At 65.0% G+C, this 24643-nt stretch carries 21 protein-coding genes; 9 read left to right on the top strand and 12 right to left on the bottom strand.

Translation table 11 applies throughout. The features are described from left to right. Window positions 1-346: 346 nt before the first annotated feature. Window positions 347-1243, bottom strand: a complete 897-nt coding sequence (locus KBW95_RS07040; protein WP_229429597.1) for an SMP-30/gluconolactonase/LRE family protein — start codon at window positions 1241-1243, stop codon at window positions 347-349. A 23-nt stretch (window positions 1244-1266) separates the two neighbouring features. Next, window positions 1267-2910 (bottom strand): glucose-6-phosphate isomerase, encoded by a 1644-nt coding sequence (gene pgi / locus KBW95_RS07045; RefSeq protein ID WP_211527817.1) that lies wholly within the window; start codon window positions 2908-2910, stop codon window positions 1267-1269. Between the two features lie 224 nt (window positions 2911-3134). Between pgi and edd the strand changes: the two genes are divergently transcribed. Genes edd through KBW95_RS07060 form a run of 3 tightly spaced genes read left to right on the top strand, consistent with a single transcriptional unit; the run spans window position 3135 to window position 6227 of the window. Then, window positions 3135-5054: a phosphogluconate dehydratase gene (gene edd / locus KBW95_RS07050; protein WP_211527818.1), complete on the top strand. Its 1920-nt coding sequence runs from the start codon at window positions 3135-3137 to the stop codon at window positions 5052-5054. After that, entirely contained in the window at window positions 5051-5674 is a 624-nt protein-coding gene (eda, locus tag KBW95_RS07055) for a bifunctional 4-hydroxy-2-oxoglutarate aldolase/2-dehydro-3-deoxy-phosphogluconate aldolase (protein ID WP_211527819.1), read from the top strand. The genes edd and eda overlap by 4 nt, the downstream gene beginning before the upstream one ends. A 10-nt stretch (window positions 5675-5684) precedes the next feature. Then, window positions 5685-6227: a Rhs element Vgr protein gene (locus KBW95_RS07060; RefSeq protein ID WP_211524465.1), complete on the top strand. Its 543-nt coding sequence runs from the start codon at window positions 5685-5687 to the stop codon at window positions 6225-6227. 9 nt (window positions 6228-6236) lie between these two features. Here KBW95_RS07060 and KBW95_RS07065 read toward each other — a convergent pair whose 3' ends face one another. From KBW95_RS07065 to KBW95_RS07075, 3 genes are all read right to left on the bottom strand, one after another. After that, the gene (locus tag KBW95_RS07065) at window positions 6237-6992 is read right to left on the bottom strand and encodes a hypothetical protein (RefSeq protein WP_211524464.1); all 756 of its coding nucleotides are present in this window, start codon (window positions 6990-6992) and stop codon (window positions 6237-6239) included. A 12-nt stretch (window positions 6993-7004) separates the two neighbouring features. Continuing rightward, the gene (locus KBW95_RS07070; RefSeq protein ID WP_211524463.1) at window positions 7005-7382 is read right to left on the bottom strand and encodes a hypothetical protein; all 378 of its coding nucleotides are present in this window, start codon (window positions 7380-7382) and stop codon (window positions 7005-7007) included. 76 nt (window positions 7383-7458) lie between these two features. Beyond that, complete coding sequence (locus KBW95_RS07075) at window positions 7459-7842, bottom strand: VOC family protein (protein ID WP_211524462.1); 384 nt, start codon at window positions 7840-7842, stop codon at window positions 7459-7461. A 136-nt stretch (window positions 7843-7978) separates the two neighbouring features. Between KBW95_RS07075 and rpiA the strand changes: the two genes are divergently transcribed. Next, the gene (gene rpiA, locus KBW95_RS07080) at window positions 7979-8656 is read left to right on the top strand and encodes a ribose-5-phosphate isomerase RpiA (protein ID WP_211524461.1); all 678 of its coding nucleotides are present in this window, start codon (window positions 7979-7981) and stop codon (window positions 8654-8656) included. Between the two features lie 18 nt (window positions 8657-8674). After that, window positions 8675-9004, top strand: coding sequence for a hypothetical protein (locus tag KBW95_RS07085; protein WP_211527820.1), 330 nt, complete (start codon window positions 8675-8677; stop codon window positions 9002-9004). A 178-nt stretch (window positions 9005-9182) separates the two neighbouring features. Here the strand turns inward: KBW95_RS07085 and KBW95_RS07090 are convergent, their stop codons facing one another. Continuing rightward, complete coding sequence (locus KBW95_RS07090) at window positions 9183-9455, bottom strand: oxidative damage protection protein (RefSeq protein ID WP_211518579.1); 273 nt, start codon at window positions 9453-9455, stop codon at window positions 9183-9185. 38 nt (window positions 9456-9493) lie between these two features. Beyond that, entirely contained in the window at window positions 9494-10807 is a 1314-nt protein-coding gene (gene argA / locus KBW95_RS07095) for an amino-acid N-acetyltransferase (RefSeq protein ID WP_211527821.1), read from the bottom strand. Window positions 10808-10862: 55 nt separating this feature from the next. On the opposite strand from argA, the gene hrpA reads away from it, so the two are divergent. Further along, window positions 10863-14891, top strand: coding sequence for an ATP-dependent RNA helicase HrpA (hrpA, locus tag KBW95_RS07100; protein ID WP_211527822.1), 4029 nt, complete (start codon window positions 10863-10865; stop codon window positions 14889-14891). Between the two features lie 179 nt (window positions 14892-15070). Here the strand turns inward: hrpA and KBW95_RS07105 are convergent, their stop codons facing one another. Beyond that, a complete protein-coding gene (locus KBW95_RS07105) occupies window positions 15071-15829 on the bottom strand; it encodes a PRC-barrel domain-containing protein (protein WP_211527823.1) in 759 nt (252 codons plus the stop codon). A gap of 438 nt (window positions 15830-16267) precedes the next feature. Here KBW95_RS07105 and KBW95_RS07110 point away from each other — a divergent pair, with 438 nt between their 5' ends. Together KBW95_RS07110 and KBW95_RS07115 are read left to right on the top strand one after the other, a co-directional pair. Further along, entirely contained in the window at window positions 16268-16831 is a 564-nt protein-coding gene (locus KBW95_RS07110; RefSeq protein WP_211527824.1) for a hypothetical protein, read from the top strand. Window positions 16832-17135: 304 nt separating this feature from the next. Further along, entirely contained in the window at window positions 17136-18164 is a 1029-nt protein-coding gene (locus tag KBW95_RS07115) for a S41 family peptidase (protein ID WP_211527825.1), read from the top strand. A gap of 167 nt (window positions 18165-18331) precedes the next feature. Here the strand turns inward: KBW95_RS07115 and KBW95_RS07120 are convergent, their stop codons facing one another. Then, on the bottom strand, window positions 18332-19309 hold the full coding sequence (locus KBW95_RS07120; RefSeq protein ID WP_211524455.1) for a tripartite tricarboxylate transporter substrate binding protein: 978 nt from the start codon (window positions 19307-19309) through the stop codon (window positions 18332-18334). 280 nt (window positions 19310-19589) lie between these two features. On the opposite strand from KBW95_RS07120, the gene cysS reads away from it, so the two are divergent. Beyond that, the gene (gene cysS, locus KBW95_RS07125; protein WP_211527826.1) at window positions 19590-20972 is read left to right on the top strand and encodes a cysteine--tRNA ligase; all 1383 of its coding nucleotides are present in this window, start codon (window positions 19590-19592) and stop codon (window positions 20970-20972) included. A gap of 9 nt (window positions 20973-20981) precedes the next feature. On the opposite strand, the gene KBW95_RS07130 is transcribed toward cysS, so the two are convergent. The 3 genes from KBW95_RS07130 to KBW95_RS07140 are packed head-to-tail and all read right to left on the bottom strand — an operon-like array spanning window position 20982 to window position 24618. Beyond that, a complete protein-coding gene (locus KBW95_RS07130; RefSeq protein ID WP_211527827.1) occupies window positions 20982-22724 on the bottom strand; it encodes an MFS transporter in 1743 nt (580 codons plus the stop codon). Between the two features lie 25 nt (window positions 22725-22749). Further along, window positions 22750-23850 carry an N-acetylglucosamine-6-phosphate deacetylase gene (locus KBW95_RS07135; RefSeq protein ID WP_211524452.1) on the bottom strand — a complete coding sequence of 367 codons (1101 nt, stop codon included), beginning with the start codon at window positions 23848-23850 and terminating at the stop codon, window positions 22750-22752. Then, complete coding sequence (locus KBW95_RS07140) at window positions 23851-24618, bottom strand: DeoR family transcriptional regulator (RefSeq protein ID WP_211524451.1); 768 nt, start codon at window positions 24616-24618, stop codon at window positions 23851-23853. Between the last annotated feature and the right edge of the window lie 25 nt (window positions 24619-24643).

Here is a 24643-nt window from a genome sequence, read left to right on the forward strand (position 1 = left end):
GTCGTCGGAATCAGTGCAAGGGATGAGGGAGAGCTTAATGTAAATTTACTACACAAATATTCGATTTGCAAGAAAATTTACTACGAAAGCGATCTGGAGGGGATGGCGTTTGATGGTGCCATAAGCGGAGGGGGAGAGGCGCGTCGGAAAGCGCGCAGTAGTCCGCGTGTTGTTAGCGGCAACGGTGTCGTTAGCTCTTAAGCGTCGTCCCCGCGAAGGCGGGGATCCAAGTTTTCGTGCGTCGCCACTTACTGCAACCGAAGTGGCCCTCGAACAAACTTGGGCCCCGCCTTCGCGGGGGTGACGGTGTTGAGGGTGGTAGTGCAAGGAGGGGCGTGCGGACTGCTCAGCCGCGATACTCCGGCTCCTCCCGCCCCGCCACATCCACCCGCGTGCACAGCACCTTCCCGCTCAGCGGATACTCCGCCAGCTCCGCCGCCGAGCGCCCATGGCTCGCCGTGGTGATATACAAGGTCCGCAGATCCGTCCCGCCAAACGCCAGCGAAGTCGGGCAGCGCGCCGGCACCAGGATCTCGCGCAGGATCTCGCCCTGCGGCGAAATGCGCAGCACGCGCCCACCCTCGAACATCGCCACCCAGTAGGCGCCTTCGCTGTCGATGGTCGCCCCGTCCGGACGCCCGCCATATCCCGGCGCCGACTTGTCGGTCGGGAAGCTCAGGAGAGTGCGCTGGTTACTATGCGCCCCGGTCGCCGGATCGTAGTCATAGCAATCGATCCTGTGCGTCGTCGTGTCCGCATGGAACATCGTGCGCCCGTCCAGGCTCCATGCCAGTCCATTCGAATTGGTCATCCCACCCGCCCACGCACGGCGCAACTGGCCCTGGTCGAGCACGTACATCTCTGCCGCCGGCTGGTCGCGCGGCTCGTACATCGTGCCGATCCAGAAGCGGCCCGCCGGGTCCACGCGGCCGTCGTTGAAGCGCACCTTGGTGATGTCGTAGGGCGCGTCCGCGATCGGCGTCTCTTCACCGGTGGTGGTGTTCAGGTGCAGCAGGCCGCGGCGCGTGGCCACGACCAGGTTGTTGTCGCCATCCACTGCCAGCGCCGACGGCTCCGAGGCCATCTTCCACGACGAATACTTGCCGCTCGCCGGATGCACGCGGTTGACCGTCAGGCCGTTGATGTCGACCCAGTACAAGGCCGACTCGACCTCGTGCCAGATCGCCGACTCACCCACGAGCATGGGCGCGTCGTGAACCACTTCGAATTTTTCGGTTGCCATGTTCTCTGCTTGTCCTGGATTGCTCAGATCGCGGCCTTGGCGCGTGCGATCAGTCCGTTGGTCGAGCTGTCGTGTTTGTCCGGCTGCGGTTCGCCCGCCAGTTCGGCTTCGATTTTCTTGGCGAGCACCTTACCCAGTTCAACGCCCCACTGGTCGAAACTGTTGACATCCCAGATCACACCCTGCACGAAAGTCTTGTGCTCGTAGAGCGCGATCAGCGCGCCCAGGGTCGACGGAGTCAGGCGTTCCATCAGGATGGTATTGCTCGGGCGGTTGCCCGGGAAGGTCTTGTGCGGCACCAGGCGCTCGACTTCCTCGGCAGGCAGGCCCTGCTGCTGCAGGTCGGCGCGCACCTCGTCCGCGGTCTTGCCCTTCATGAAGGCTTCCGACTGGGCGAAGCAGTTCGCCAGCAGGGCGGTGTGGTGGTGCTCCATCTCGTGCGCCGGGCGCAGGGCGGCGATGAAGTCGATCGGGGTCAGGTCGGTGCCCTGGTGCAGCAGCTGGAAGTAGGCGTGCTGGCCGTTGGTGCCGCATTCGCCCCAGATCGCCGGGCAGGTCGCGGTGTCGACCGGCTCGCCGTCGCGGGTGACGCGCTTGCCGTTGCTTTCCATGTCGAGCTGCTGCAGGTAGGCCGGGAAGCGGTTCAGGTCCTGGTGGTAGGGCGCGATGGTGACCGACGGGCAGCCCAGGAACTGGCGGTTCCAGAAGCCCACCAGGGCCAGGATCGCCGGCATGTTCTGCTCCAGCGGCGCGGTGCGGAAGTGCTGGTCCATGGCGTGGGCGCCGGCCAGGAAGTCGCTGAAGTAGCCGAAGCCGACCGCCAGCGCCACCGACAGGCCGATCGCCGACCAGACCGAATAACGGCCGCCCACCCAGTCCCAGAACGGGAACATGTTGGCCGGATCGATGCCGAAGGCCTTGATCGCCTCGGTATTGGTCGACACCGCCACGAAGTGCCTGGCCAGCGCCTCTTCCTTGGCATGCGTGAGGAACCAGCTGCGCGCGGTCTGCGCGTTCATCATGGTTTCGGCGGTAGTAAAGGTCTTCGAGGCAACAATGAAGAGGGTGGTTTCCGGATCGACCTGGCCGAGCGCCGCGTCCATGTCGTGGCCGTCGACGTTCGACACGAAGTGCATGCGCAGGCGCGGATGGGCGTAGTGGCGCAGGGCCAGCACGACCATCTTGGGGCCCAGGTCCGAGCCGCCGATGCCGATGTTGACGATGTCGGTGATGGGCTTGCCGGTGTGGCCTTTCCATTCGCCGCTGCGCACGGCATCGGTAAAGGTCTTGATGCGGTCGAGCACGGCGTGCACGTCGGCCGGGATATCCTGGCCGTCGACCGTCAGCCTGGCGTCGCGCGGGGCGCGCAGGGCGGTATGCAGGACGGCGCGGTTCTCGGTGTTGTTGATGCGTTCGCCCGCGAACATGGCGTCGCGGCGCTGCTCGACGCCGCGCTCTTTTGCCAGCTGGACCAGCAGTTCAAGCGTGCGCCCGTCGAGGCGATTTTTTGAATAGTCTAGGAACAGGTCCGCGGCCTCGACCGACAGGCGCTCGAAGCGCTGCGGGTCGGCGGCGAACAGCTCGCGCATCTGCCACAGTTCGGCGTCTTCTGCATGTTGGTCGAGGGCTTGGAAGCTGGCGGTGCTGGTCAGGGAAGGCAGGCGCATGGGATGAAGGTGCGTGGCACAATTAACATGATAGATAGGCGAATAATACAGGGAAGCGCTCGTAAATTCACTACATAAAAGTTTGTGCGCGCTTTCTCATCCATTTCCCAGTCCGCCGGCTGGGCTGATCACTCCTCCCTGCCAAAAGAAGGAAAGGCGGGCGACAAGCGCATTGAGCGATTCTGTAGTAAAATTTCAGATACAAAATTTTGGAAGGAACGAACATGGCGCTCCACCCTGTAGTTGAACAGGTCACCAATCGCATCATCCAGCGCAGCAAGCCGTCCCGCGCGGCCTACCTGGCGCATCTCGAAGCCGCCCGCGTGCAGGGCGTCCAGCGCAGCACGCTGGCCTGCACCAACCTGGCGCACGGCTTTGCCGCTTTCCCCGCCAACGACAAGCTCAAGCTGCGCGAATACAAGCAGCCGTCGGTGGCGATCGTCTCTTCCTACAACGACATGCTGTCGGCGCACCAGCCCTTCGAGACCTATCCGCAAGTGATCAAGGACGCCGTGCGCCAAGTCGGCGCCGTGGCCCAGTTCGCCAGCGGCGTGCCGGCCATGTGCGACGGCGTGACCCAGGGCCAGCCGGGCATGGAGCTGTCGCTGTTCTCGCGCGACGCCATCGCCATGGCCACCGCCGTCGGCATGTCGCACAACATGTTCGACGCCGCGCTCTACCTGGGCATCTGCGACAAGATCGTGCCGGGCCTGCTCATCGGCGCGCTGCACTTCGGCCACATCCCGGGCATCTTCGTGCCGGGCGGCCCGATGACCACGGGCATCTCGAACAAGGAAAAAGCCTCGATCCGCCAGCGCTACGCCAAAGGCGAGGCCACCCGGGAGGAACTGCTCGAGGGCGAATCGCGCTCCTACCACAGCTCCGGCACCTGTACCTTCTACGGCACGGCCAACAGCAACCAGATGCTGATGGAAATGATGGGCCTGCACATGCCGGGCGCTGCCTTCGTCACCCCGGGCACCCCGCTGCGCGAGGCGCTGACCCGCGCCGCGGCCCAGCACGCGGTGTCGATCTCCCAGCAGGGCGGCAACTACATGCCGATCGGCCGCATCGTGGACGAGAAAGCCATCGTCAACGCCATCGTCGCGCTGCACGCGACCGGCGGCTCGACCAACCACACCCTGCACATCATCGCGATGGCGCGCGCCGCCGGCATCGTGGTCGACTGGAACGATTTCGACGAACTGTCGAAAGTCGTGCCTTCGCTGACCCGCGTGTATCCGAACGGCGAAGCCGACGTGAACCACTTCCAGGCCGCCGGCGGCCCCGGCTTCGTGATCCGCGAACTGCTGGACGCCGGCCTGGCGCACGATGACGTCAACACCATCCTGGGCCACGGCCTGCGCGCCCACTGCAAGGAGCCATTCCTGGGCGAAGACGGCAAGGTGGTCTGGCGCGACCTGCCGGAGCAGAGCGGCGACGAAGCCGTGCTGCGCAAGGCCTCGAACCCGTTCAGCAACAACGGCGGCATGGTGCTGGTGCAGGGCAACCTGGGCCGCGCCGTGATGAAGATCTCGGCGGTCAAGGCCGAGCACCACGTGGTCGAGGCCCCGGCCCTGACCTTCGATTCGCAGGACGATTTCATGCACGCCTACAAGGCGGGCAAGTTGAACCGCGACTTCGTGGCCGTGATCCGCTTCCAGGGCCCGCGCGCCAATGGCATGCCGGAACTGCACGCGCTGACCCCGGCGCTGGCGAACCTGCAGGACGCCGGCTACCACGTGGCGATGGTGACGGACGGCCGCATGTCGGGCGCTTCCGGCAAGGTGCCGGCGGCGATCCACGTCTCGCCCGAGATCCTGGCCGGCGGCCCGCTGGGCCTGGTGCGCGACGGCGACATGATCCGCGTCGACGCCACCGCCGGCACCCTTGATGCGCTGGTGCCGGCCGACGTCTGGGCGGGGCGCAAGATGGCCACCGCCGACCTGTCGAAGAGCCACATCGGCATGGGCCGCGAACTGTTCGCGGTGTTCCGCAGCGCCATCAGCGCGGCGGAAGAGGGCGCTGCCACCTTCCCGCTGCCGTCGCCGATTCCGACCACCGTACCGCTGCACGAAGGCGTGGACGCCGGCGAAATCATGCCGGGTTCCGATGAAGACTTTCTTTTTAGGACGCAGAAATGACCTTACTTGACATCATGCGCTCGGCGAGCGTCATCCCGGTTATCGCCATCGACGATCCCGACCAGGCCGTGCCGCTGGCGAAGGCCCTGGTAGCGGGCGGCATCCGCGTGCTCGAAGTCACGCTGCGCACCCAGCACGGCCTCGGCGCGATCCGCGCCATGAGCCAGGTCGAAGGCGCCATCGTCGGCGTCGGCACCCTGACCCAGCCGGAAGAATTCGCCGCCGCGCGCGATGCGGGCGCCGTGTTCGGCGTGTCGCCGGGCCTGACCCCGACCCTGATCGAAGCGGCCAGGACCAGCGGCCTGCCGCTGCTGCCGGGCGTGATGACCCCGTCCGAAGTGATGGCGGCGCGCGAAGCGGGCTTCCGGCAGCTCAAGCTGTTCCCGGCCGTGCCGGCGGGCGGCGTGGGCATGCTGAACGCGATCGGCGGCCCGCTGCCGGACGTGACCTTCTGCCCGACCGGCGGGATCTCGATCGAGACCGCGCCCAAGTTCCTGGCCTGTAAGAACGTGGCCTGCGTGGGCGGCTCCTGGCTGACGCCGAAGGACCTGATGAACGCCGGCCAGTGGGACCAGATCACCGAGCTGGCCAAGGCGGCCGCGGCACTCCGCCCGCAGTAAAAGCTTGCGCATGCGGACGCTCGCGCGCCCGCTCAGCGCGGGTGAGATCCAGATGGCGTCGCTGCTGTTCCGCGACGCCATCGACTACCGCCGGGTACGCGTGTACAACCGGCGGTACATGCCGTTCCAGCCCAGGAACTGCTGCATGACGCCAAACGGCAGCCTGTATTTCCACCATTCCTGTTTCCTTCCCGATTACACGCGCGGCGATCCCGGCGCGATCCACTGGTTCATGCACGAGATGGTGCATGTGTGGCAGCACCAGCTGGGCTATCCGGTGCGGCTGCGTGGGGCCTTGCGCATTGGGTTGTCCTATGACTACACGCTGCGCGAAGGAGCCAGCCTGGCCGACTACAACATGGAGGCGCAGGGCGACCTGCTGGCCGACTACTTCGTGCTCAAGCATCTGCGCAAGCCGGATGCGATGCGCCAGCAGCGCTATCGCGGCAGCCTGGCAATGTACGAAGAGGTGTTGGGGCTGTTCCTGGCCGAGCCTGTGAACTGGAGCAACCTGCCGCTCGGCCCTGCGCGCTGGCTGGCGCGCCGGAGCTGAAGGGCTGCTTCACCTGGCGGCGTCGTGGAGCGTGACCGTATCGAGCTGGCCGATGAACGCGATGTCGTTCCGGTCCACGCCGGCCAGGGCCGGATCGAAGCGGATCACCTGGCACATGCCCTCGGTGCGCGCCGCCGCCGGCTGGCCGCCGATCTCGATGCGGCCCTCGCCAGTGAAGAAGCACGCCTTCAAGCCGTCGAAGCGCGCAACCCGTTCGTCGTACATGCTGATCCGGTACCAGGGGATCTGCTGCTGCACGCGCTTGACCTCGTCGAAGGCTTTCGCGAAGTCCGCATAGGGAAGCATTTGACCTTCCCTGAGTCGGAGCTTCCAGGCCACATTGACGTAGCCTTTGCGGGTCTGGGTGTTGAACATGAGAGTGGCCTGTTCCCTGGCCGCCTGCTCGTTGTTGGGCAGCAGGAAATAACCTCCCCGGTCGACGGGGATGGTCTGGTCCTGCGTCTCGCCGACGATGGCGACCGCCCAGCTGTCCGGGAGATAGGTGTCGCGTGCCGGGCCAGTGATGCCGGTGAAGGACAGGCGAAGCCGCAGGTCGATGACACGCGGTTCCGGAGGCAGCAGGGATTGCAGGAAGGCCTGGTGCTTGAGGAAGGTAGCATAAGGCACGTTGCCCGGGTTCTTCTTCGAGTTGATCTCGACCGGGGAGAGTTCCCTGACCTGTTCATTGTCTGCCTGGTGCGCATTTGCGGTTGTTGTCAGGAAGACGGCCAATGCGGCGAAAGCGGGTAGTCTTGAATAAGCCATACGCCTGCCGGGTTACTGTGCGCGCCCGGTTTTTTTCAGCACTACCGAAGAGCTCGGCACGGTGCAGGCACGGGTGCACTGGCGGAACTTGCTCTCGCAAGCGTTGAACCGTGCCTGCTTTCTTTTCTCGAAATCCGACCTTTCGGCGGTGCGCGTCATGTCCGAAACAGGCTGGCCCTGCGCGGCGGCGCGCGCGTGAGGATTCTTCTCACGCATTTCAAAGAAATTCGACGTATCGTTTTCGGTCGCCTCCAGGGCGTTTGCCTTGCACTCCTGCTTCTGCGTGGAGCACAGCGAGGTGCACAAGCCCGGTTCGTCGGCGTGGGCGGCGCAGCCGAGGCCAAGCGCAAGACATAACAGGGCAAGGCGATGCATGCTGGGCTTTTTCATCGATATCGACATCCTGATCGGAAAAGGCCGAGTTTGATGTGTTAGTGCAATTTTGGCAATGCGCCAGGCATGATCTTCATTGATCGCAAAACTGCAGCGCGTTGCCGTCAGGATCGCGAAGGTGAAACTCCCTGGTGCCCCACGGGGTGTTCGCGGGTTCCCGGTAGGGACTGGTACTGAGGGCCGGAAGCGCGCCGGCAGCCAGGAACTCCGCGTAGAGCGCGTCGACATCGTCGACGACAAAGCGGTACGCGGGGCGGTCGAGCGCATTGTTCCAGTGCGAGGCGTCTTGCCACTGCAGGTGCACATGCAGGCCGTCGCGCGCCACGCCGGCATAGCGCGGCTGTTCGGTGTCGTCCGCGAAGACGAGGGCGTAGCCCAGCCTGGCGTAAAAATCGAGCGCGGTCCGCACGTCGCGCGCCATCAGCACCGGCACCTGCGCCAGGATCTTTGTATTCATCTGTGCTCCTCAGACATCAGTCTATCACTGGTGTTGACAAGATATTCACGTACGCCGTGTGCTGATGCGATTTCGGCGGCGCAGGGCGGGAATCCTTTAAAATGTCGCATTCTTTTTCTTCTACCAACAGCGCATCATGACTCAAGACGAACTCAAACAGGCAGTGGCACGCTCCGCCATCGATTACGTGGTCGACGGCGAAATCATCGGCGTCGGCACTGGCTCGACCGCCAACTTCTTCATCGACGAACTGGCCAAGATCAAGGACCGCATCAAGGGTACCGTGGCTTCGTCGGAAGGTACGGCGGCGCGCCTGCGCGGCCACGGCATTCCGGTGTTCGACATGAACGAGGTGGAATCGATCGCCGTCTACATCGACGGCGCGGACGAGATCAACGCGGCCGGCGCGATGATCAAGGGCGGCGGCGCGGCCCTGACCCGCGAGAAGATCGTGGCGTCGATCTCGCAGAAGTTCGTCTGCATCGCGGACGGCTCGAAGCTGGTGGAGACCATGGGCAAGTTCCCGCTGCCGGTGGAAGTCATCCCGATGGCGCGTGCGGCCGTGATGCGCAAGCTGGCAGCCCTGGGCGGCCAGCCGCGCCTGCGCACCAAGGCGGGCAGCGACGAAGCCTTCATCACCGACAACGGCGGCGAGATCATCGACGTGGCCGGCCTGGCTATCACCGACCCGGTGGCGCTGGAAAACCAGATCAACCAGATCGTCGGCGTGATCGCCGTCGGCCTGTTCGCGCAGCGCGGCGCCGACGTCTGCCTGCTGGGCACGGCGGAAGGCGTCAAGACCCTGTCGTTCTAAGCTTTACGAGGCCTTTCCATGAAACGCGCGCTGGTGCTGGTGGCTGTCCTGCTGGGTGGTTGTTCCATGTTCAAGAGCAAGATGGAGCCGGCGCCACGGACGCTTGCGGCCGCCCCGGCGGCGCCGCAGCTGCTTGATGCGAATGGCGCGCCGATCCAGCGGGTGCCGTTCCAGACCGGCGTGTCCTCGGCGACGGTCGAGAAGCTGGCGCGGGCGCAGGGCTGCACGGGCGGCCAGGGCGCGGGGCTGGTCACGGAGCCGGGGCCGATCGAGGTCTACCGGATGCAGTGCGAGGGTGGGAAGGTGTTCATGGCGCGGTGTGAGTTGCGCCAGTGCAGGAAGATGTGACTTGCCTGTTTGCGACAGCGGTAGCGTTGCTGGTTCGCTAAAAACTTGGGTCCCCGCCTTCGCGGGGATGACGTGCATAAGATACGGATTGTTGACGTGTAACGTCAGCACCTGCCCTTAAAACGTCATCCCCGCGAAGGCGGGGACCCAAGTTTCTTTACCTACTGTTAGCGCCGGCTTATGCAGTCGGCGGCACGTACCCCACCGCCTGATCCGCACCTTCACCAAAGAAATGCCGCTCCATCTGCGTCGCCAGGTACTTGCGCGCGCGGTCATCCGCCAGGTTCAGGCGGTTCTCGTTGATCAGCATGGTCTGGTGCTTCAGCCAGGCCTGCCAGGCTTCCTTCGAAACGGACTGATAAATCTTCTTGCCCATTTCGCCAGGAACCGGCGGGAAATCCAGCCCTTCGGCTTCCTTGTTCAGTTTGATGCAGTGGACGGTGCGGGCCATCGTGTACTCCTGTTATGCGGGACGGTGTAAAACCACCATTATAAAGACTTGATCAAAACCTGTGACCGGCGCTGCCAGTTATACATATGCTGGCGGTCCTTCGGCAGGTCGTCCACCGTGGCCGGCACGAAGCCGCGCTTCTTGAACCAGTGCGAGGTACGCGTGGTCAGCACGAACAGCTTGTTCAGGCCCGCCGCGCGAGCGCGGTTTTCCATGTGCTTGAGGATGCGTTCGCCGTCGCCCTGGGTCTGGGCCTCCTGGCTCACCGTCAGGCAGGCCATCTCGGCCATCTTCGATTCCGGGAACGGGTACAGCGCGGCGCAGCCGAAGATCACGCCGTCGTGCTCGATGACGGAGAACTGGTCGATCTCGCGCTCGATCAGCTCGCGGCCGCGGTAGACCAGGGTGCCGTCGGCTTCCAGCGGCTCGATCAGCTTGATAATTCCGCCGACGTCCTCAATTGTGGCCTGGCGCAGGCTTTCCAGGTTCTCGTGGCTGACCATGGTGCCCACGCCATCGTGGGTGAACACCTCGAGCAGCACCGAGCCGTCGGTCGAGAAGGGCACGATATGGGCGCGGTCCACGCCGCTGTTGCAGGCCTTGATGGCGTGCTGCAGGTAGAAGGCGGCGTCCGGCGGCAGGAAACCGGCCTGCAGCACGGCCTCGGCCTGGTGCGAGGACAGTTCGCGCAGCTCGGCGTCGCCGGCATCCTTCATCATCGGGGTTTCGGTGATGTAGATCAGCTTGTCGGCGTGCAGGGCGATCGCGGCCGAGGCGGCAACGTCCTCCATCGTCAGGTTGAAGATCTCGCCGGTCGGCGAGAAACCCAGCGGCGACAGCAGCACCAGGCTGTCCTCGGTCTGCAGGATCGGGTGGATCTTCTCGGCGTGGATCTTGCGGGTCACGCCGGTCAGCTCGAAGTCGGTGCCGTCGATCACGCCGAGCGGGCGGGCGACCACGAAGTTGCCCGAGACGATACTGATCTGGGCATGCGACATCGGCGTGTTCGGCAAGCCCTGGCTGAAGGCGGCTTCGATATCGAGACGCAATTCGCCGGCGGCTTCCTTCGCGCATTCGAGCGCCGCGGTGTCGGTGATGCGGATACCGTTGTGGAAGCGGCCCTCGACATTGCGCAGCGCGAGTTGTTCGGCCACCTGCGGACGCGAGCCGTGCACCAGCACGATGCGGATGCCGAGGCCGACCAGCAGCGACAGATCCTGCGCCAGCACCGGCAGGGCGCCGGAGGCGACCAGTTCACCGGGGAAGGCGACGACGAAGGTCTTGCCGCCAAAGGCATGAATATACGGCGCGACAGAGCGCAGCCACTGGACGAATTGGGTAGGGTTTTCCATTTGCCGCATTATAATTCGCTGCGCGATGTGCGCACCAAATACCTTGTAAAAATCAATGTCTGAACAGAGTAACAAGCCTTCGCCGCAGCCGGCGCGCGCCGCTTCCCCCAAACACGCATCCGCACAGCCGCCCAAGCGCCGCCCGGAGGGAGAGCCGCGTGCTGCGCGTCCTCCGCGCGAAGAAGCGCCGGTGCGCGTGCGTAATCCGCTGCCGCCGATCGTCTTCCCCGAAGACCTGCCGGTATCCGGCCGCCGCGCGGAAATCGCGAAGGCGGTGAGCGAGAACCAGGTGGTGATCGTATCGGGCGAAACCGGCTCCGGTAAAACCACGCAGTTGCCGAAGATCTGCCTGGAGCTGGGCCGCGGCGAAAAGGGCGTCATCGGACACACCCAGCCGCGCCGGATCGCCGCGTCGTCGACCGCCAAGCGCATCGCGCAGGAACTCGGTACCCCGCTGGGCGAGCACGTGGGCTACAAGGTCCGCTTCAACGACACGCTGCAGAAGGGCGCCTCGGTCAAGCTGATGACCGACGGTATCCTGCTGGCCGAAACCCAGACCGATCCGCTGCTCAAGGCCTACGACACGATCATCATCGACGAGGCGCACGAGCGCAGCCTGAACATCGACTTCCTGCTCGGCTACCTGAAGCAGCTGCTGCCGCGCCGGCCCGACCTGAAGATCATCATCACCTCGGCCACCATCGACGCCGACCGCTTCGCGCGCCACTTCGGCACGCCGGAGAAGCCCGCGCCGGTGATCGAGGTCTCCGGCCGCCTGTACAAGGTGGAAGTGCGCTACCGCCCCGTAGACCGCGATCCGGTCGGCGTCACGGCGAAACCGGGCGAACCGCCGCCGAAGGCGCAAGCCGCCCGCGACAAGCGCGACCTGATGGACGCGGTGGTCGACGCGGTCGATGAGCTGTGCCGCATCGGCTCGGGCGACGTGCTGGTCTTCCTGCCGGGCGAACGCGAGATCCGCGATTGCGCGGAGGCGCTGCGCAAGCACCATCCGCCGCATGTCGAGATCCTGCCGCTGTTCGCGCGCCTGTCGGTCGAAGAACAGGACCGCGTGTTCCGCACCACGAACGCGCGCCGCATCGTGCTGGCCACCAACGTGGCCGAGACCTCGCTGACCGTGCCGGGCATCCGCTACGTGGTCGACACCGGCCTGGCGCGCGTGAAGCGCTACAGCTTCCGCAACAAGGTCGAGCAGCTGCAGATCGAACCGGTGGCGCAGTCCGCCGCCAACCAGCGCGCCGGCCGTTGCGGCCGCGTGGCAGACGGCGTCTGCATCCGCCTGTACGAGGAAGACGATTACAACAAGCGTCCCAAGTTCAGCGACCCGGAGATCCTGCGCTCCTCGCTGGCCTCGGTCATCCTGCGCATGAAGTCCCTGCGCCTGACCGACGTCGAGACCTTCCCCTTCATCGAGGCGCCGCAAGGCCGCGCGATTGCCGACGGCTACCAGCTGCTGCAGGAGATCGGCGCGGTCGACGATACCAACGAGCTGACCCCGCTGGGCCGCAAGCTGGCCAAGCTGCCGCTCGATCCGCGCGTGGGCCGCATGATCCTGGCCGCGCTGGACAACCACTGCCTGACCGAGATGCTGATCGTGGCTTCGGCGCTGTCGACGCAAGACCCGCGCGACCGTCCCATCGAATACCAGCAGCAGGCCGACGAGAAGCACAAGAAGTTCGCCGACGAGAAGTCCGAGTTCCTCAGCTACCTCAAGATCTGGAAGTGGTTCGAGGAAGCGATCGAGCACAAGAAGTCGAACCGCCAGCTGCAGGACAACTGCCGCGCCAACTTCCTGTCGCAGCTGCGCCTGCGCGAGTGGCGCGACGTGCACTCGCAGCTGCTCACCATCGTGCGCGAGCAGGGCTGGCGCCTGAACGAAGCGCCGGCCACCTACGAGCAGCTGCACCTGGCGCTGCTCACCGGCCTGCTGGGCAACATCGGCTTCAAGGCCGAGGACGAGCAGGGTGGCGTGTATCTGGGCGCGCGCGGCATCAAGTTCCACATCTGGCCGGGTTCGACCCTGGGCAAGAAGGCGGGCCGCTGGATCATGGCGGCGGAACTGGTCGAAACCACGCGCCTGTACGCGCGCACCATCGCCCAGATCCAGCCGGAGTGGATCGAGAAGATCGGCGGGCACCTGCTCAAGAAATCCTGGGGCGAGCCGCGCTGGGAAAAGCGCCAGGCGCAGGTGACGGCGCTGGAGCGCGCGACCCTGTACGGCATCGTCGTCTACAGCAACCGCCGCATCAACTACAGCCAGCACAACCCTTTGGCGTCGCGCGAGATCTTCATCCGCGACGCGCTGGTGGCGGGCGACTACGAGACGCGCCTGGCGTTCTACGCCCACAACCACAAGCTGGTGAAGGAGATCGAGAACCTCGAGCACAAGTCGCGCCGCCAGGACGTGCTGGTGGACGACCAGCTGATCCACGCCTTCTACGACAAGGAGATCCCGCTTGACATCGTCAACGGCGCGGGCTTCGAGAAGTGGTACAAGGACGCGTCGCGCGACAACCCCAAGCTCTTGTTCCTGAACCGCGAAGAACTGATGCGCCACGAGGCGGCGGGCGTGACCACCGAGCTGTTCCCGAAGACGATGAACGTCACCGGGATCGAGATGGGACTGTCCTACCACTTCGAACCGGGCAGCGTGCGCGACGGCGTGACCCTGGCGGTGCCGCTGTTCGCGCTGAACCAGATCCCGCAGGAGCGCGCGGCCTGGCTGGTGCCGGGCATGCTGAAGGAGAAGGTGCACCTGCTGCTGAAATCCCTGCCGCAGAAGCTGCGCCGCCATTGCGTGCCGCTGCCTGACTACGCGGCGCGTTTTGTCGAGCGCATCGATGCGGCGGGCAGCTTCGGCCGGGGCGACCTGATCGACGTGCTGATCGCGGACATCCACGCCCAGCTAGGGGTGCGGGTGCTGACCACGGACTTCAAGCTGGAGACCCTGCCGGCGCACCTGTTCATGAATTTCAAGGTGATCGACGAGCATGGCCGCCAGCTGGACATGGGCCGCAACCTCGCGACCCTGCAGGCCGAGCTGGGCGGGCAGGCGCGCCAGAGCTTCCAGAAGCTGGCCGAGGCCAAGCCTGCCGCGCCGGCGGCGCCCGCGCGTGCGCAGCAGCAGCCGGCATCCGCGCCGCCTGCGGGCAAGGGGAGGGGCGTGCAGCCCGCCGCTGCGCCCGCTCACGCACCGGCCGCCTCGCCGGCCGCGCGCCAGCATACCGGCATCACCAGCTGGACCTTCGGCGAGCTGCCGGAGCTGCTGGAGATCAACCAGGGCAAGCTGACCCTGATCGGCTTCCCGGCGCTGGTGGACAAGGGCACGCACTGCGACCTGGAAGTGTTCGACGACCCGAACGTGGCGGCGCGCACTCACCGCGTGGGCCTGCGCCGCCTGTTCGCGCTGCAGTTCAAGGAGCAGCTCAAGTTCGCGGAGAAGAACATCCCGGGCCTGCAGCAGATGGGCATGCAGTTCATGAGCGTGGGTACGCAGGAGGATCTGCGCGACCAGATCGTGGCCAAGGCCATCGACATCGCCTGCCTGCAGGACCCGCTGCCGACGGATGCGGCGTCGTTCAACAAGCGCAAGGACGAGGGCAAGGGGCGGATCGGCCTCCTGATCAACGAGATCGCGCGCCTGGCGGGGCAGGTGCTGGCCGAATTCCACGGCCTGCCCAAGCGCCTGCAAAGCCTGCCGCAGCCGGTGGCAGCGGATATCCAGTCGCAGTTGCAGGGGCTGGTGCACAAGCGTTTCATCGCCGACAACGAGTACTCGCAGCTGGCGCATTTCCCGCGCTACCTGAAGGCGATCAATGTGCGGATGGAGAAGCTGCGCACCAATGCGTCGCGCGATGCGCAGCTGATGGCGGAATGGCAGAACGCGGCCAGCCAGTTCCAGCGCACCCTGAAGAACCAGGCGGGCAAGAACAACGATCCGCGCATGGTGGAGTTCCGCTGGATGCTGGAGGAGTTGAGGGTGTCGCTGTTCGCGCAGGAACTGAGGACGCCGATGCCGGTGTCGGCCAAGCGGCTGCAGAAGGTGTGGGAGTCGATGATTCGGTAGAGCTGATCGACTGTTCGACAGTTGGTTGAACTTGGGTCCCCGCCAAGGGGGCCGCCGAGGCCGGGACGACGGGCCTAGGAGCTGGCTAAAGAGTGAACGGCCAGATTTCACGCACCTGAATCAACGTCGTCCCCGCGAAGGCGGGGACCCAAGTTTTAAGCAAACCACCATTGCATCATTTACCCGATATTGCTCCCCCGGATCCTGCTCAGATCCTTGTCATCGCCATCATGCCCCGGCCGCGGATCGGCACTGCCGCCCGGACCATAGGACGAGCCTCCGGCGGCAGTCCCGCCCCCTGCGCTGCCACCCAGGTTGCTGCTCCCGCCACCCGCACCAGACCCCATCCCGGCATTGCCGGTTCCGGAGCCCACACCACCCAGCCCCGACCCGCTGCCCAGGTCGCCGCCGCCAGCCGAGCCCGACCCCATGCTCGAGCCCATGCCGCTGCCCATGCGCGAGGACCCCGTCCCCGCGCTGGCGCCGCCCACCATGCCGCCCACGGCCACGCCCGGCCCCATGCTCGGCGCACCCGGACGATCCATGTCGGTGCCGTAGAAGCTGTGAATGCCGCTCGCCCAGTTGACGTCGCTCATGTCCGGCCAGGCATCCTTGTCGAACCCCGGCGCATTCTTCAGGCGATCCTTGTCGACATTCAACACGAAGCGGTGGTGCGCGGTATCGAGGTGCAGCGCTTGCCAGGGCACGGCGAACAGCTTTTCGCCCATGCCGAGGAAGCCGCCGAAAGCGAGCACGGCGTAAGCCACCTGGCCGGTCTGCATGTCGAGCATGATTTCCTTGATGTCGCCAAGGTTCTCTTCTTTGCCATTGACGACGCTGTCGCCGATCAAGGTGTCGGCGCCCATGAGTGCCGGGCCAGGACCCGCATGCCGCGTGTCCTTGTACATCCCGTACTTGTCACGATCTGCGTAGCTCATCTTGTCCTCCTTGGTCTGTAGACCTTTGCTGCAATGTCGACGGCTACCCGACAAGGGTGGCGCGCAACAATGCTGTAACAATGATATGGCTCAATCCATGCAGGGCGCGCGCGTTAGTTACGGTCGAGTTGACGTGCAATGCGAGCTAGCGCACAGAAGCCGGTAGAAGGCGTAGTTATTCTGCTAAGTAATGTTTCGGAGGCTACAAGAAATGACGATCAACTCGCGTTGCAACTATGGCGGCTCGTTGGGCAAACTGATCCGCACCCGTTCGCTGTCTTCTCTTTTCGCCAGCCTGCGCTGGGTGCGCAACCGCTAAGTCCGGAGCGCATTCGCCTGCGCAGAGTGGACCTCGGACGCTTTGCCGTCCAGGTAGCGTGACAGAACGAGTATATCTGGGCCCGGCTTCCTGCTAGCATGCGTCATTCGACAGGGAGAATGGGGCTGGCAGTGATCACGCTATTATCGACCTCCGGCAGGCTGACATTCGCCTGCGCTACGCTCCTGCTTGGCATCTTGGCCAGCCCGGACAGCAGTGCCTGCCGTGCGCTTCCACGAAAGCAAATCGTCACACCGGACGAGCAGATTGCGATCGCAACCGATGTCTCTGTCGCCAGGGTGGTTCGAGCGACTCCCTTGCCGGTACCTGTGCCTGGGATGAGTCCCGACATCGAGTACGAGTTCGAAGTCCAGGAGCGCATCCTGGGGCCTGACGACAAGCGCTTTATCCTCATCGGTGGGGAGGTCCCAACGCGGACCGGACCGTCATCGGACAATCATAGCGACAAAGCGTTCTGGGAGCGTAATGGAGGACGTCTGTACCACGGTACCGATTGCCTCCTGAAACTGGACTTCGTCGTCGGCGAACACTATCTCGTTTTTCGCGGCAAGCCCGCCACCCGGCGCAGCTTCGAGCATATCGACACCGTGGGTGGCCGGCCCGATCCGGATGACAAATGGCTGTCTTATGTGAAGGAGAGGCTGGGCGGTCGACAGCAATAGCATCCAGGCGCACCCCGGATAGACGGGACATATAAAAACGGGATGGCATCACAGCCATCCCGTTTTGCATTCGACGCCAAGTCCGGATCGGTCGACAAGTCCATACCTCCAGCACCTGAAACGGATGCAGACGCGGTAAGCATGGCCCAGGCGCTGTCCCAGTCACGCGAATTCCATTAATTGGCAATAAATACTGCTACGGCATGGTAGTTAACATGCTAGCATTGATCCACTTCGTTGCTTCTTCGATGAGGTTCTGGCCCGAGAAAGCATTAAACCCCCGCGTGCACAATCAGAGGAAAACATGATCAAAAAATGGATTGTCATACCGCTTTTGCTGGTTTTCACGATGTACGGTGTGATTTACACCATGGATACCTGGGTTCCATTTCTACAAAGACTAAAGCCGAGGACTGAGATTGTCATCGACAAAGCAACCCAGAAAGAGGCGATCAATACATTAATAGCGAAGCTGAACGCTCACTATGTCTATCCCGAGAAGGCCCGGCAGATGGAAGTGGTCTTGCGTCAGCATCTGCGCGAGGGCAAGTACGAGAAGATAACGGACGGGGAAGAGTTCGCAGATCGGCTCACCGACGACCTTCGCGGGGTAAGCCGTGACCTGCATATGATGGTGCACTCCAGCCCCGAGGAGGTGCCGTACGACCGTGAACTCCCACCCCCGCCGGCCTCGAAAGCGGAGTGGGAACGACGCACCCCGTTTGCCAGGCGCCTGCTCCTGAACCTTGGCCTTGGCCTCGGAAAAGCTGGCGTGGCAAAGGTCGATCACCTCAGTTCCAATATTGGTTACCTGAAGCTGCCTGACTTTCCTCCTGGTTTCGTCATGGCCGAACGATATGCCGCAGCGATGGACAAGCTGGCCGACACTGACGGCCTCATCGTGGACTTGCGTGAGAACGGTGGCGGCGACCCGGCAACCGTAGCCTTACTGATCAGCTACTTCGTCGACCAGCCTACACGTGTCAACGACATGTGGGATCGCACTTCCGGTATCACCACGCAGCGGTGGACGGTGGATAAGCTTGACGGCAAGCGTTATGGCGGCAGAAAGCCGATCGTCATCCTGGTCGGCCCCAATACCAAATCGGCCGGCGAAGATTTCGCCTATACGATGCAGGCATTGAAACGGGCCACCGTGATCGGCGGGCCGACCTGGGGTGGCGCCCATCCCAGCCGGCCCTATCGCCTTGGCGACCACTTTGCTGCCTGGATACCGAGTCGCCGTGCGATCAATCCGATTACCCATACCAATTGGGAGGGGGGGGCGTCATTCCGGATGTTGCAGCGACGCAGGACAACGCGCTCTCGATAGGGAAGGAGCTGCTGCAGCGTCGATTCAAAGAGCTTCCCCGGCAAATTGCCGCAGGTCGTTGACGCCGCTGCGCATTACCAGCGCCGCACGTGCGACGCCGACGCCTCATAAAGAAAATGGGATGGCCATGACAGCCATCCCATTCGGATCAGACACTAGTCCGGATATCAGTCGACGGTCGCGCCGCTGTCCTTGACCACTTTCGACCACTTGACCGATTCAGCCTGGACGAACTTGGCGAAGTTCGCCGGGGTGTCGCCCACGTATTCGGTGCCGGTGTCGTGCAGCACTTTCTGGAAGTCCGCGCCCTTCATGACCTTTTGCGCTTCGGCATTGATCTTGGCGACCACCGCAGCCGGGGTCTTGGCCGGTGCGAACATGCCGTACCAGGCATAGGACTCGATGGCCGGCAGGCCGGCTTCAGCGAAGGTCGGCACGTCCGGCAGCAGCGGCGAGCGCTTGGTGCCCGACTGGGCGATCGGCTTGACCTTGCCGCTCTTGATGTGCGGCATGATCGCGATGGTGCTGTCGAACATCATCGGTACGTGGCCGCCCAGCAGGTCCGAGATCGCCGGCGCCGAACCCTTGTACGGCACGTGGATCATCTCCAGCTTGGCCACGCTGGCGAACAGTTCGCCGGTCAGGTGCTGCGGAGTGCCGTTGCCCGACGAAGCGTACTGGAACTTGCCTTTCTGCGCCTGGATGTGGGCCATCAGTTCCTTCAGATTCTTGGCCGGCACCGAGGGGTGGGCGACCAGCACCAGCGGGGCGCGCAGCAGGTTGGTGACCGGGGTCAGTTCCTTGATCGGATCGAAAGCCATCTTCTTGTACAGGCTCGGATTGATGACGATCGGTGCGCTCGAGGTGATCAGGAGGGTCTGGCCATCCGGCTCGGCGCGGGTGACCGCGGCGGTGCCGATGTTGCCGCCGCCGCCGGCGCGGTTGTCGATGACGAAGGTCTGGCCCAGGTTCTGGGTCAGGCCCTTGGCCAGCGGACGCGCCGCGATGTCGGACGGGCCGCCCGGCGGCCACGGCACGACGACCGTGACGGTTCCGGCGGGCCAGTTCTGGGCCAGGGCGCTGGCGGACAGGATGGTGGCGGCGACAGCAAACGCGAATTTGCCTTGGGTGGGGAAGAGACGCATATTCGAACCCTTTATTTGGTCTACATTCGGTGGTTGATGATTCAATAACCGGCGCAAAGATTCTACACTAATGAGAATATGACAGAACAGCGTGTCACTGCGTATTCACCTGAGCAATTTGTCGTGCTAGACTGACATCATGCAGATCAAAAAATTCTACTTTGGAGCATGTCGACACAGGCCATAGAAGCCTGTCGTACGCATTTCTGCACCTTATTTAGTCTTCTATCGGCCACAGCGAACTTGTTTCCCTGTGGCCTTTGTCTTTTCTGGAGCCGCCATGGACCTCAAGCTGTACGACACCTACGAGCGCGCACTGCGCCCCTTCCAACCGATCCAGGCGGGACGCGTGGGCTTGTACGCCTGCGGTCCCACGGTCTACGACTACGCCCACATCGGCAACCTGCGCACCTATCTGTTCGGCGACACCCTGCGCCGGGTGCTGGAACTGAACGGCTATGCGGTCCACCACGTGATCAACATCACCGACGTCGGCCACCTGAGCTCGGATGGCGACACCGGCGAGGACAAGATGGAGAAGGGGACGCGGCGCACCGGCCGCTCGGCCTGGGACATCGCCGCCTATTACACGCAAGCCTTCCAGCAGGACCTGGCGCTGCTCGGCATCCAGGCCCCGGCCGTGTGGGCGCGCGCTACCGACCACATCCCCGAGCAGATCGACTTCATCGCCGGGATCGAGCGCCAGGGCTACGCCTACCGGACCGAGGACGGCATCTATTTCGACACCGCCAAACTGGCGGCCTACGGCCACCTGGCGCGCCTGAACACCGCCGGCCAGCGCGCCGGGCACCGGGTGGAGCTCGGCGGCAAGCGCTCGCCGACCGATTTCGCGTTGTGGAAGTTCAGCGGCGCGGGCGAGCAGCGCCAGATGGAATGGGACAGCCCCTGGGGACGCGGCTTCCCGGGCTGGCACATCGAGTGCTCGGCCATGTCGAGCAAGTACCTGGGCGCGCTGTTCGACATCCACATCGGCGGCGAGGACCATATCCCGGTGCACCACTCGAACGAGATCGCCCAGCACGAAGCCTGCCACGGCCACGCGCCGGCGCGCTACTGGCTGCACGGCGCTTTCCTGCAGCTCGAAAGCGGGGACAAGATGTCGAAGTCGGACGGCGGTTTCCTGCGCCTCGCCACACTGGCCGAGCGCGGTTTCGATCCGCTGGCCTACCGCTACCTGGTGCTGACGGCCCATTACCGTTCGCCGCTGGCCTTCTCCTGGCCGGCCTTGCAGGCGGCGCAGACGGCCCTGAACCGCCTGCGGCAGGCGCTGCACGCGCTGCCCGAAGGCGGCATGCCCGACGCGGCCTATCGCGACGCCATGCTGGCGGAACTGAACGAGGACCTGAATACGCCGCGCGCGCTGGCGCTGGCCTGGGAAGTCCTGAAGTCGCCGCTGGATGGCCAAACGAAGCGGGCGACGGTCGCGTGGCTGGACCAGGCGCTTGGCCTGGGCCTGGAACAATGGCGTCCCGCCGCGATCGAAGTGCCGCTGGCCGTCAGGGAGCTGGTTGAAGCACGCGGCCTGGCGCGCAGGGAGAAGCGCTGGAAGGACGCCGATGCGCTGCGCCTCGCCATCGAGGAGGCAGGCTTCATCCTGCGCGATACCCCGGACGGTACGGTGGCCGAACCGGTGCCGGGGTAAGAAGGGAGCTTAGCCCGGCTGCACGCGCGACCCGGCGCCGACGAAATGCTGCTCGATCTCTTCCAGCGTCTTGCCCTTGGTCTCGGGCAGCAGGAAGGCCGCGGTCAGGAAGTACAGGACCGAGAACGCCGCCCCGAAGAAGAACACGGTCGAGTAGCCGTAGAAGCCGACGGTGGGCAGGAACATGGCGGCGATCACGGTCGAGACGAACTGGTTGATCAGGAGGGCGATGCTCATGCCGTTGGAGCGGATCCGGGTCGGCATCAGCTCCGACAGCGCCAGCCACACGCACACGCCGGGACCGACCGCGAAGCCGGCCACGAACAGGCAAATCGCCAGCGCCACCTGCCAGCCGTGCGCCTCGGGCGGCACCGGGCCGAGCCAGGCGCGTTCGATGGTGAGCGGCGCATCCCTGGCGGCGGCCGGGTCGGCGAAGGGATTCAGGTGCCAGCGGCGCAGGGAGGCGCCGATCACGCTGTCGTTCTGCACGGTATCTTCACGGCTCAGGGTCATGGCCGGCAGCAGCGGGTCGTCGCTGCGGCGCGACTGCACGTTGGTGAAGGGGCCGTAGGCATAGGCCACCGTCAGCTGCTGGGGCGCGTCTTTGCCTTCAATTTCGCCTCCGCCAAGGGCCGCGAGCTGGGCGCCGTCCAGGCGCAGCGCCAGTCCGCCATTCTTCACCTGGGCTTCGACCGCGGCGCGCACGTCGCGCTGGTTCGATTCCGCCCCACGGAACAGCAGGCCCGCCGACACCAGCGCCACCACGATGCAGCCGCTGCCCAGTTTCAAGAGGAACTTGCGGCCCTTGCGGTCGACCAGGATGACGGCCACCACGGTCATGACCGCGTTCAGCACCTTGAGGGCCACGTCCGCCGCGTTGGCGGTGGCGCCGGGCAGGCCGGCCTGGTTCAGGATCGTGACCACATAGGCCAGGATGGAGTTGATGCCGGTGGCCTGGGTCAGCGCCAGCACCAGGCAGGCCAGCAGGAAGGGCAGCACGTAGCGGCGGCTCGCGAGCGAATCGCGTCCGACTGCAAGCTTGGCGATGGGCTGGTCGATCTTGCCTTGCCCGCGCAGGGCCAGCCAGCGCGGCGATTCCTTCAGCGCCAGGCTGCCGAGGGTGAACACCAGGCCCGGCGCCAGGCAGAGCCAGAAGATGGTGCGCCAGGCGTGGTCCTGGGCCGCGAACACGGCGGCGGCCCGATCAAGCGGCGCCAGCGCGGCGGCGGCCTGGGTGGCAGCGTCGACGTTCTGGGCCTGGCTCAGGCCGATGACGGCCGCGCCCACCAGGCCGATGGTCAGCATCAGCTGGAACAGGGCGGCGCCGCGTCCACGCTGGGCGGCGGGCAGCGACTCGGCCAGGTAGAGCGGCACCACGACGCCGATCAGGCCACCGCTGATGCCCTGCAGCAGGCGGCCCAGCAGCAGGGGCGTGTAGCCGTCGGACAGCGCGATCATCGGAATGCTGACGGTGAACAGCGCGCCCGACAGCACCATCGCCCAGCGCCGCCCGATGGCGTCGGCCAGCGCGCCCGCGAACAGCGAGGACAGCACGGACCCGAGCAGCACCGCCGCCACGATGAAGGACAGCTGCTGGGTGCTCAGCTTCCAGGCCACCGTGGCCGTCGATTCCAGGTAGGGCAGGGCGCCGGCGATGATGCCGACGTCGATTCCGTACAGCAGGCCGCCCATGCCGGCGATGAACAGCAGGTAGCGCTTGCCGCGCTCCGCCGAAGAGGTTGAAGCGTCCATGGTGTCTCCGTTGATTTGGTTTTGGTCAGTTCAGATCGATCGCTTCGCCTTCGACGAAGACGGCCACCGGCCGCAATGCTTCGTCGAGCACGACGATGTCGGCCCAGGCGCCCGGCTGCAGGCGCCCGCGCTGGGTCTCGCCCAGGTAGTCGGCCGGGTAGGTCGAGACGCGCAGCGCGGCGTCGGCCAGGTCCAGGCCCAGGCCGACGAAGTTGCGCAGCGCCTGGTCCATGGTCAGCACGCTGCCGGCCAGCGAACCAGCGCCGTTTTGATCACCCTTCAGGCGTACGCAGCCCGCGCACTTGAACACGCGCTGGGTGCCGAGCGCGTATTCGCCGTCCGGCATGCCGGTGGCGGCGGTGGCGTCGGTGATGCCGTACAGGCGCGGGATCGCGCGCAGGGCGGCGTGCAGCGCGCCCGGGCTCACGTGCTCCAGGTCGGGAATGATCTCGGCGTACTCGGCGTGCGCCAGGGCCGCGCCGACGATGCCGGGCTCGCGGTGGTGGATGCCGGTCATGCCGTTGTACAGGTGGGTGAAGCCGGCCGCGCCGGCGCGCAGGGCGGCCACGCCATCTTCGTAGCTGCCGTCGCTGTGGCCGATCTGCACCCGGATGCCGAGCGCGGCGAGGTCCGGGATCAGCGCCAGGTGGCCGTCGACTTCCGGCGCGATGGTGAGCACGCGGATCGGCGCCATGGCGTGCAGGCTGTTCACCAGTTCCAGGGTGGCGGGAATGACGTCGGGCGGCTGGGCGCCCAGGCGCTTCTGGCTGAGGAAGGGTCCTTCGAGGTGCACGCCCAGCATGCGCGCGCCGCCTTGCGGGCGCTCGGCGATGACGCCGGCCAGGCCGCGCAGGGCGCGCCGGATGTCGAGCTCCTTGGCGGTCATGGTGGTGCCGAGCAGGGAAGTGGTGCCGTATCTGGCGTGGGTGCGGGCGATGGTGATGCCCGCATCGCCGCCCTGCATGGTGTCGGCGCCGGCCGCGCCGTGCACGTGCAGGTCGACGAAGCCGGGGAGGATGGTGTGCTTGCCGGCGGCAGGGCCTTCGATGATCCGGTGGATGCAGTCGCTGAACTCGATGCTGCCTGTGATCCAGCCTTGGGGAGTAAGGATTCTGCCGCTGAGCATTTATTCCGCTATGAGTAATTCGATGCCCAGCTTTTGCAGCCCCTCACGGTATTCAGGGCTGATGCTGGCATCGGTGATGACGGTATGGACCCGGTCCAGCTGCACGATGCGGTGCAGGCTGACGCGGCCGAATTTGGAAGCGTCGGTGAGCACGATGATCTTCTTCGCGCGCTCGACCATCTTGTGATTCAGGCTGGCCTCGGCCTCGTGGTGGGTGGTGACCCCGAACTGCAGGTCGAAGCCGTCGACGCCCAGGAACAGCTTGTCGAAGTTATAGGCCTGCAGGGTGGCCTCGGCCTGGCTGCCTTGGATCGACAGCGACTGCTTGCGCAGCAGGCCGCCGGTCAGGATCAGGTCCACGCCCGGCGACTCCGCCAGTTCCCAGGCGATGTTCAGGCCATTCGTCATCACCGTCACGTTGTTCGCATCGCGCAGGTGGCGCGCCAGCGAAATGGTCGTGGTGCCCGAGTCGATGATGATGTTGTCGCCTTCCTGCACCAGGGTGGCGGCCAGCGCGCCGATGCGCTCCTTCTGCTCCTGGTTGATCGCATCCTTCTGGCGGATCGTGTGCTCGGTCGGCGGGGTGCGGGTGAGGGTGGCGCCGCCGTGGCTGCGCGTGGCCAGTCCCTGCGCCTCGAGCGCGCTCAGGTCGCTGCGGATGGTCACCGCCGACACGCCGTACTCCTGCACCAGGTCGGTCACCTGGACCGAGCCCTGGCGGGTCAGGAGCTGGAGGATGGCTTCGCGGCGTTGGGTGGTGTTTCGCATGATGGCGGATGGGTCGACGGTAAAA

Source organism: Massilia sp. ZL223 (genome assembly GCF_018119395.1).
In the GTDB taxonomy this organism is placed as follows: domain Bacteria; phylum Pseudomonadota; class Gammaproteobacteria; order Burkholderiales; family Burkholderiaceae_D; genus Telluria.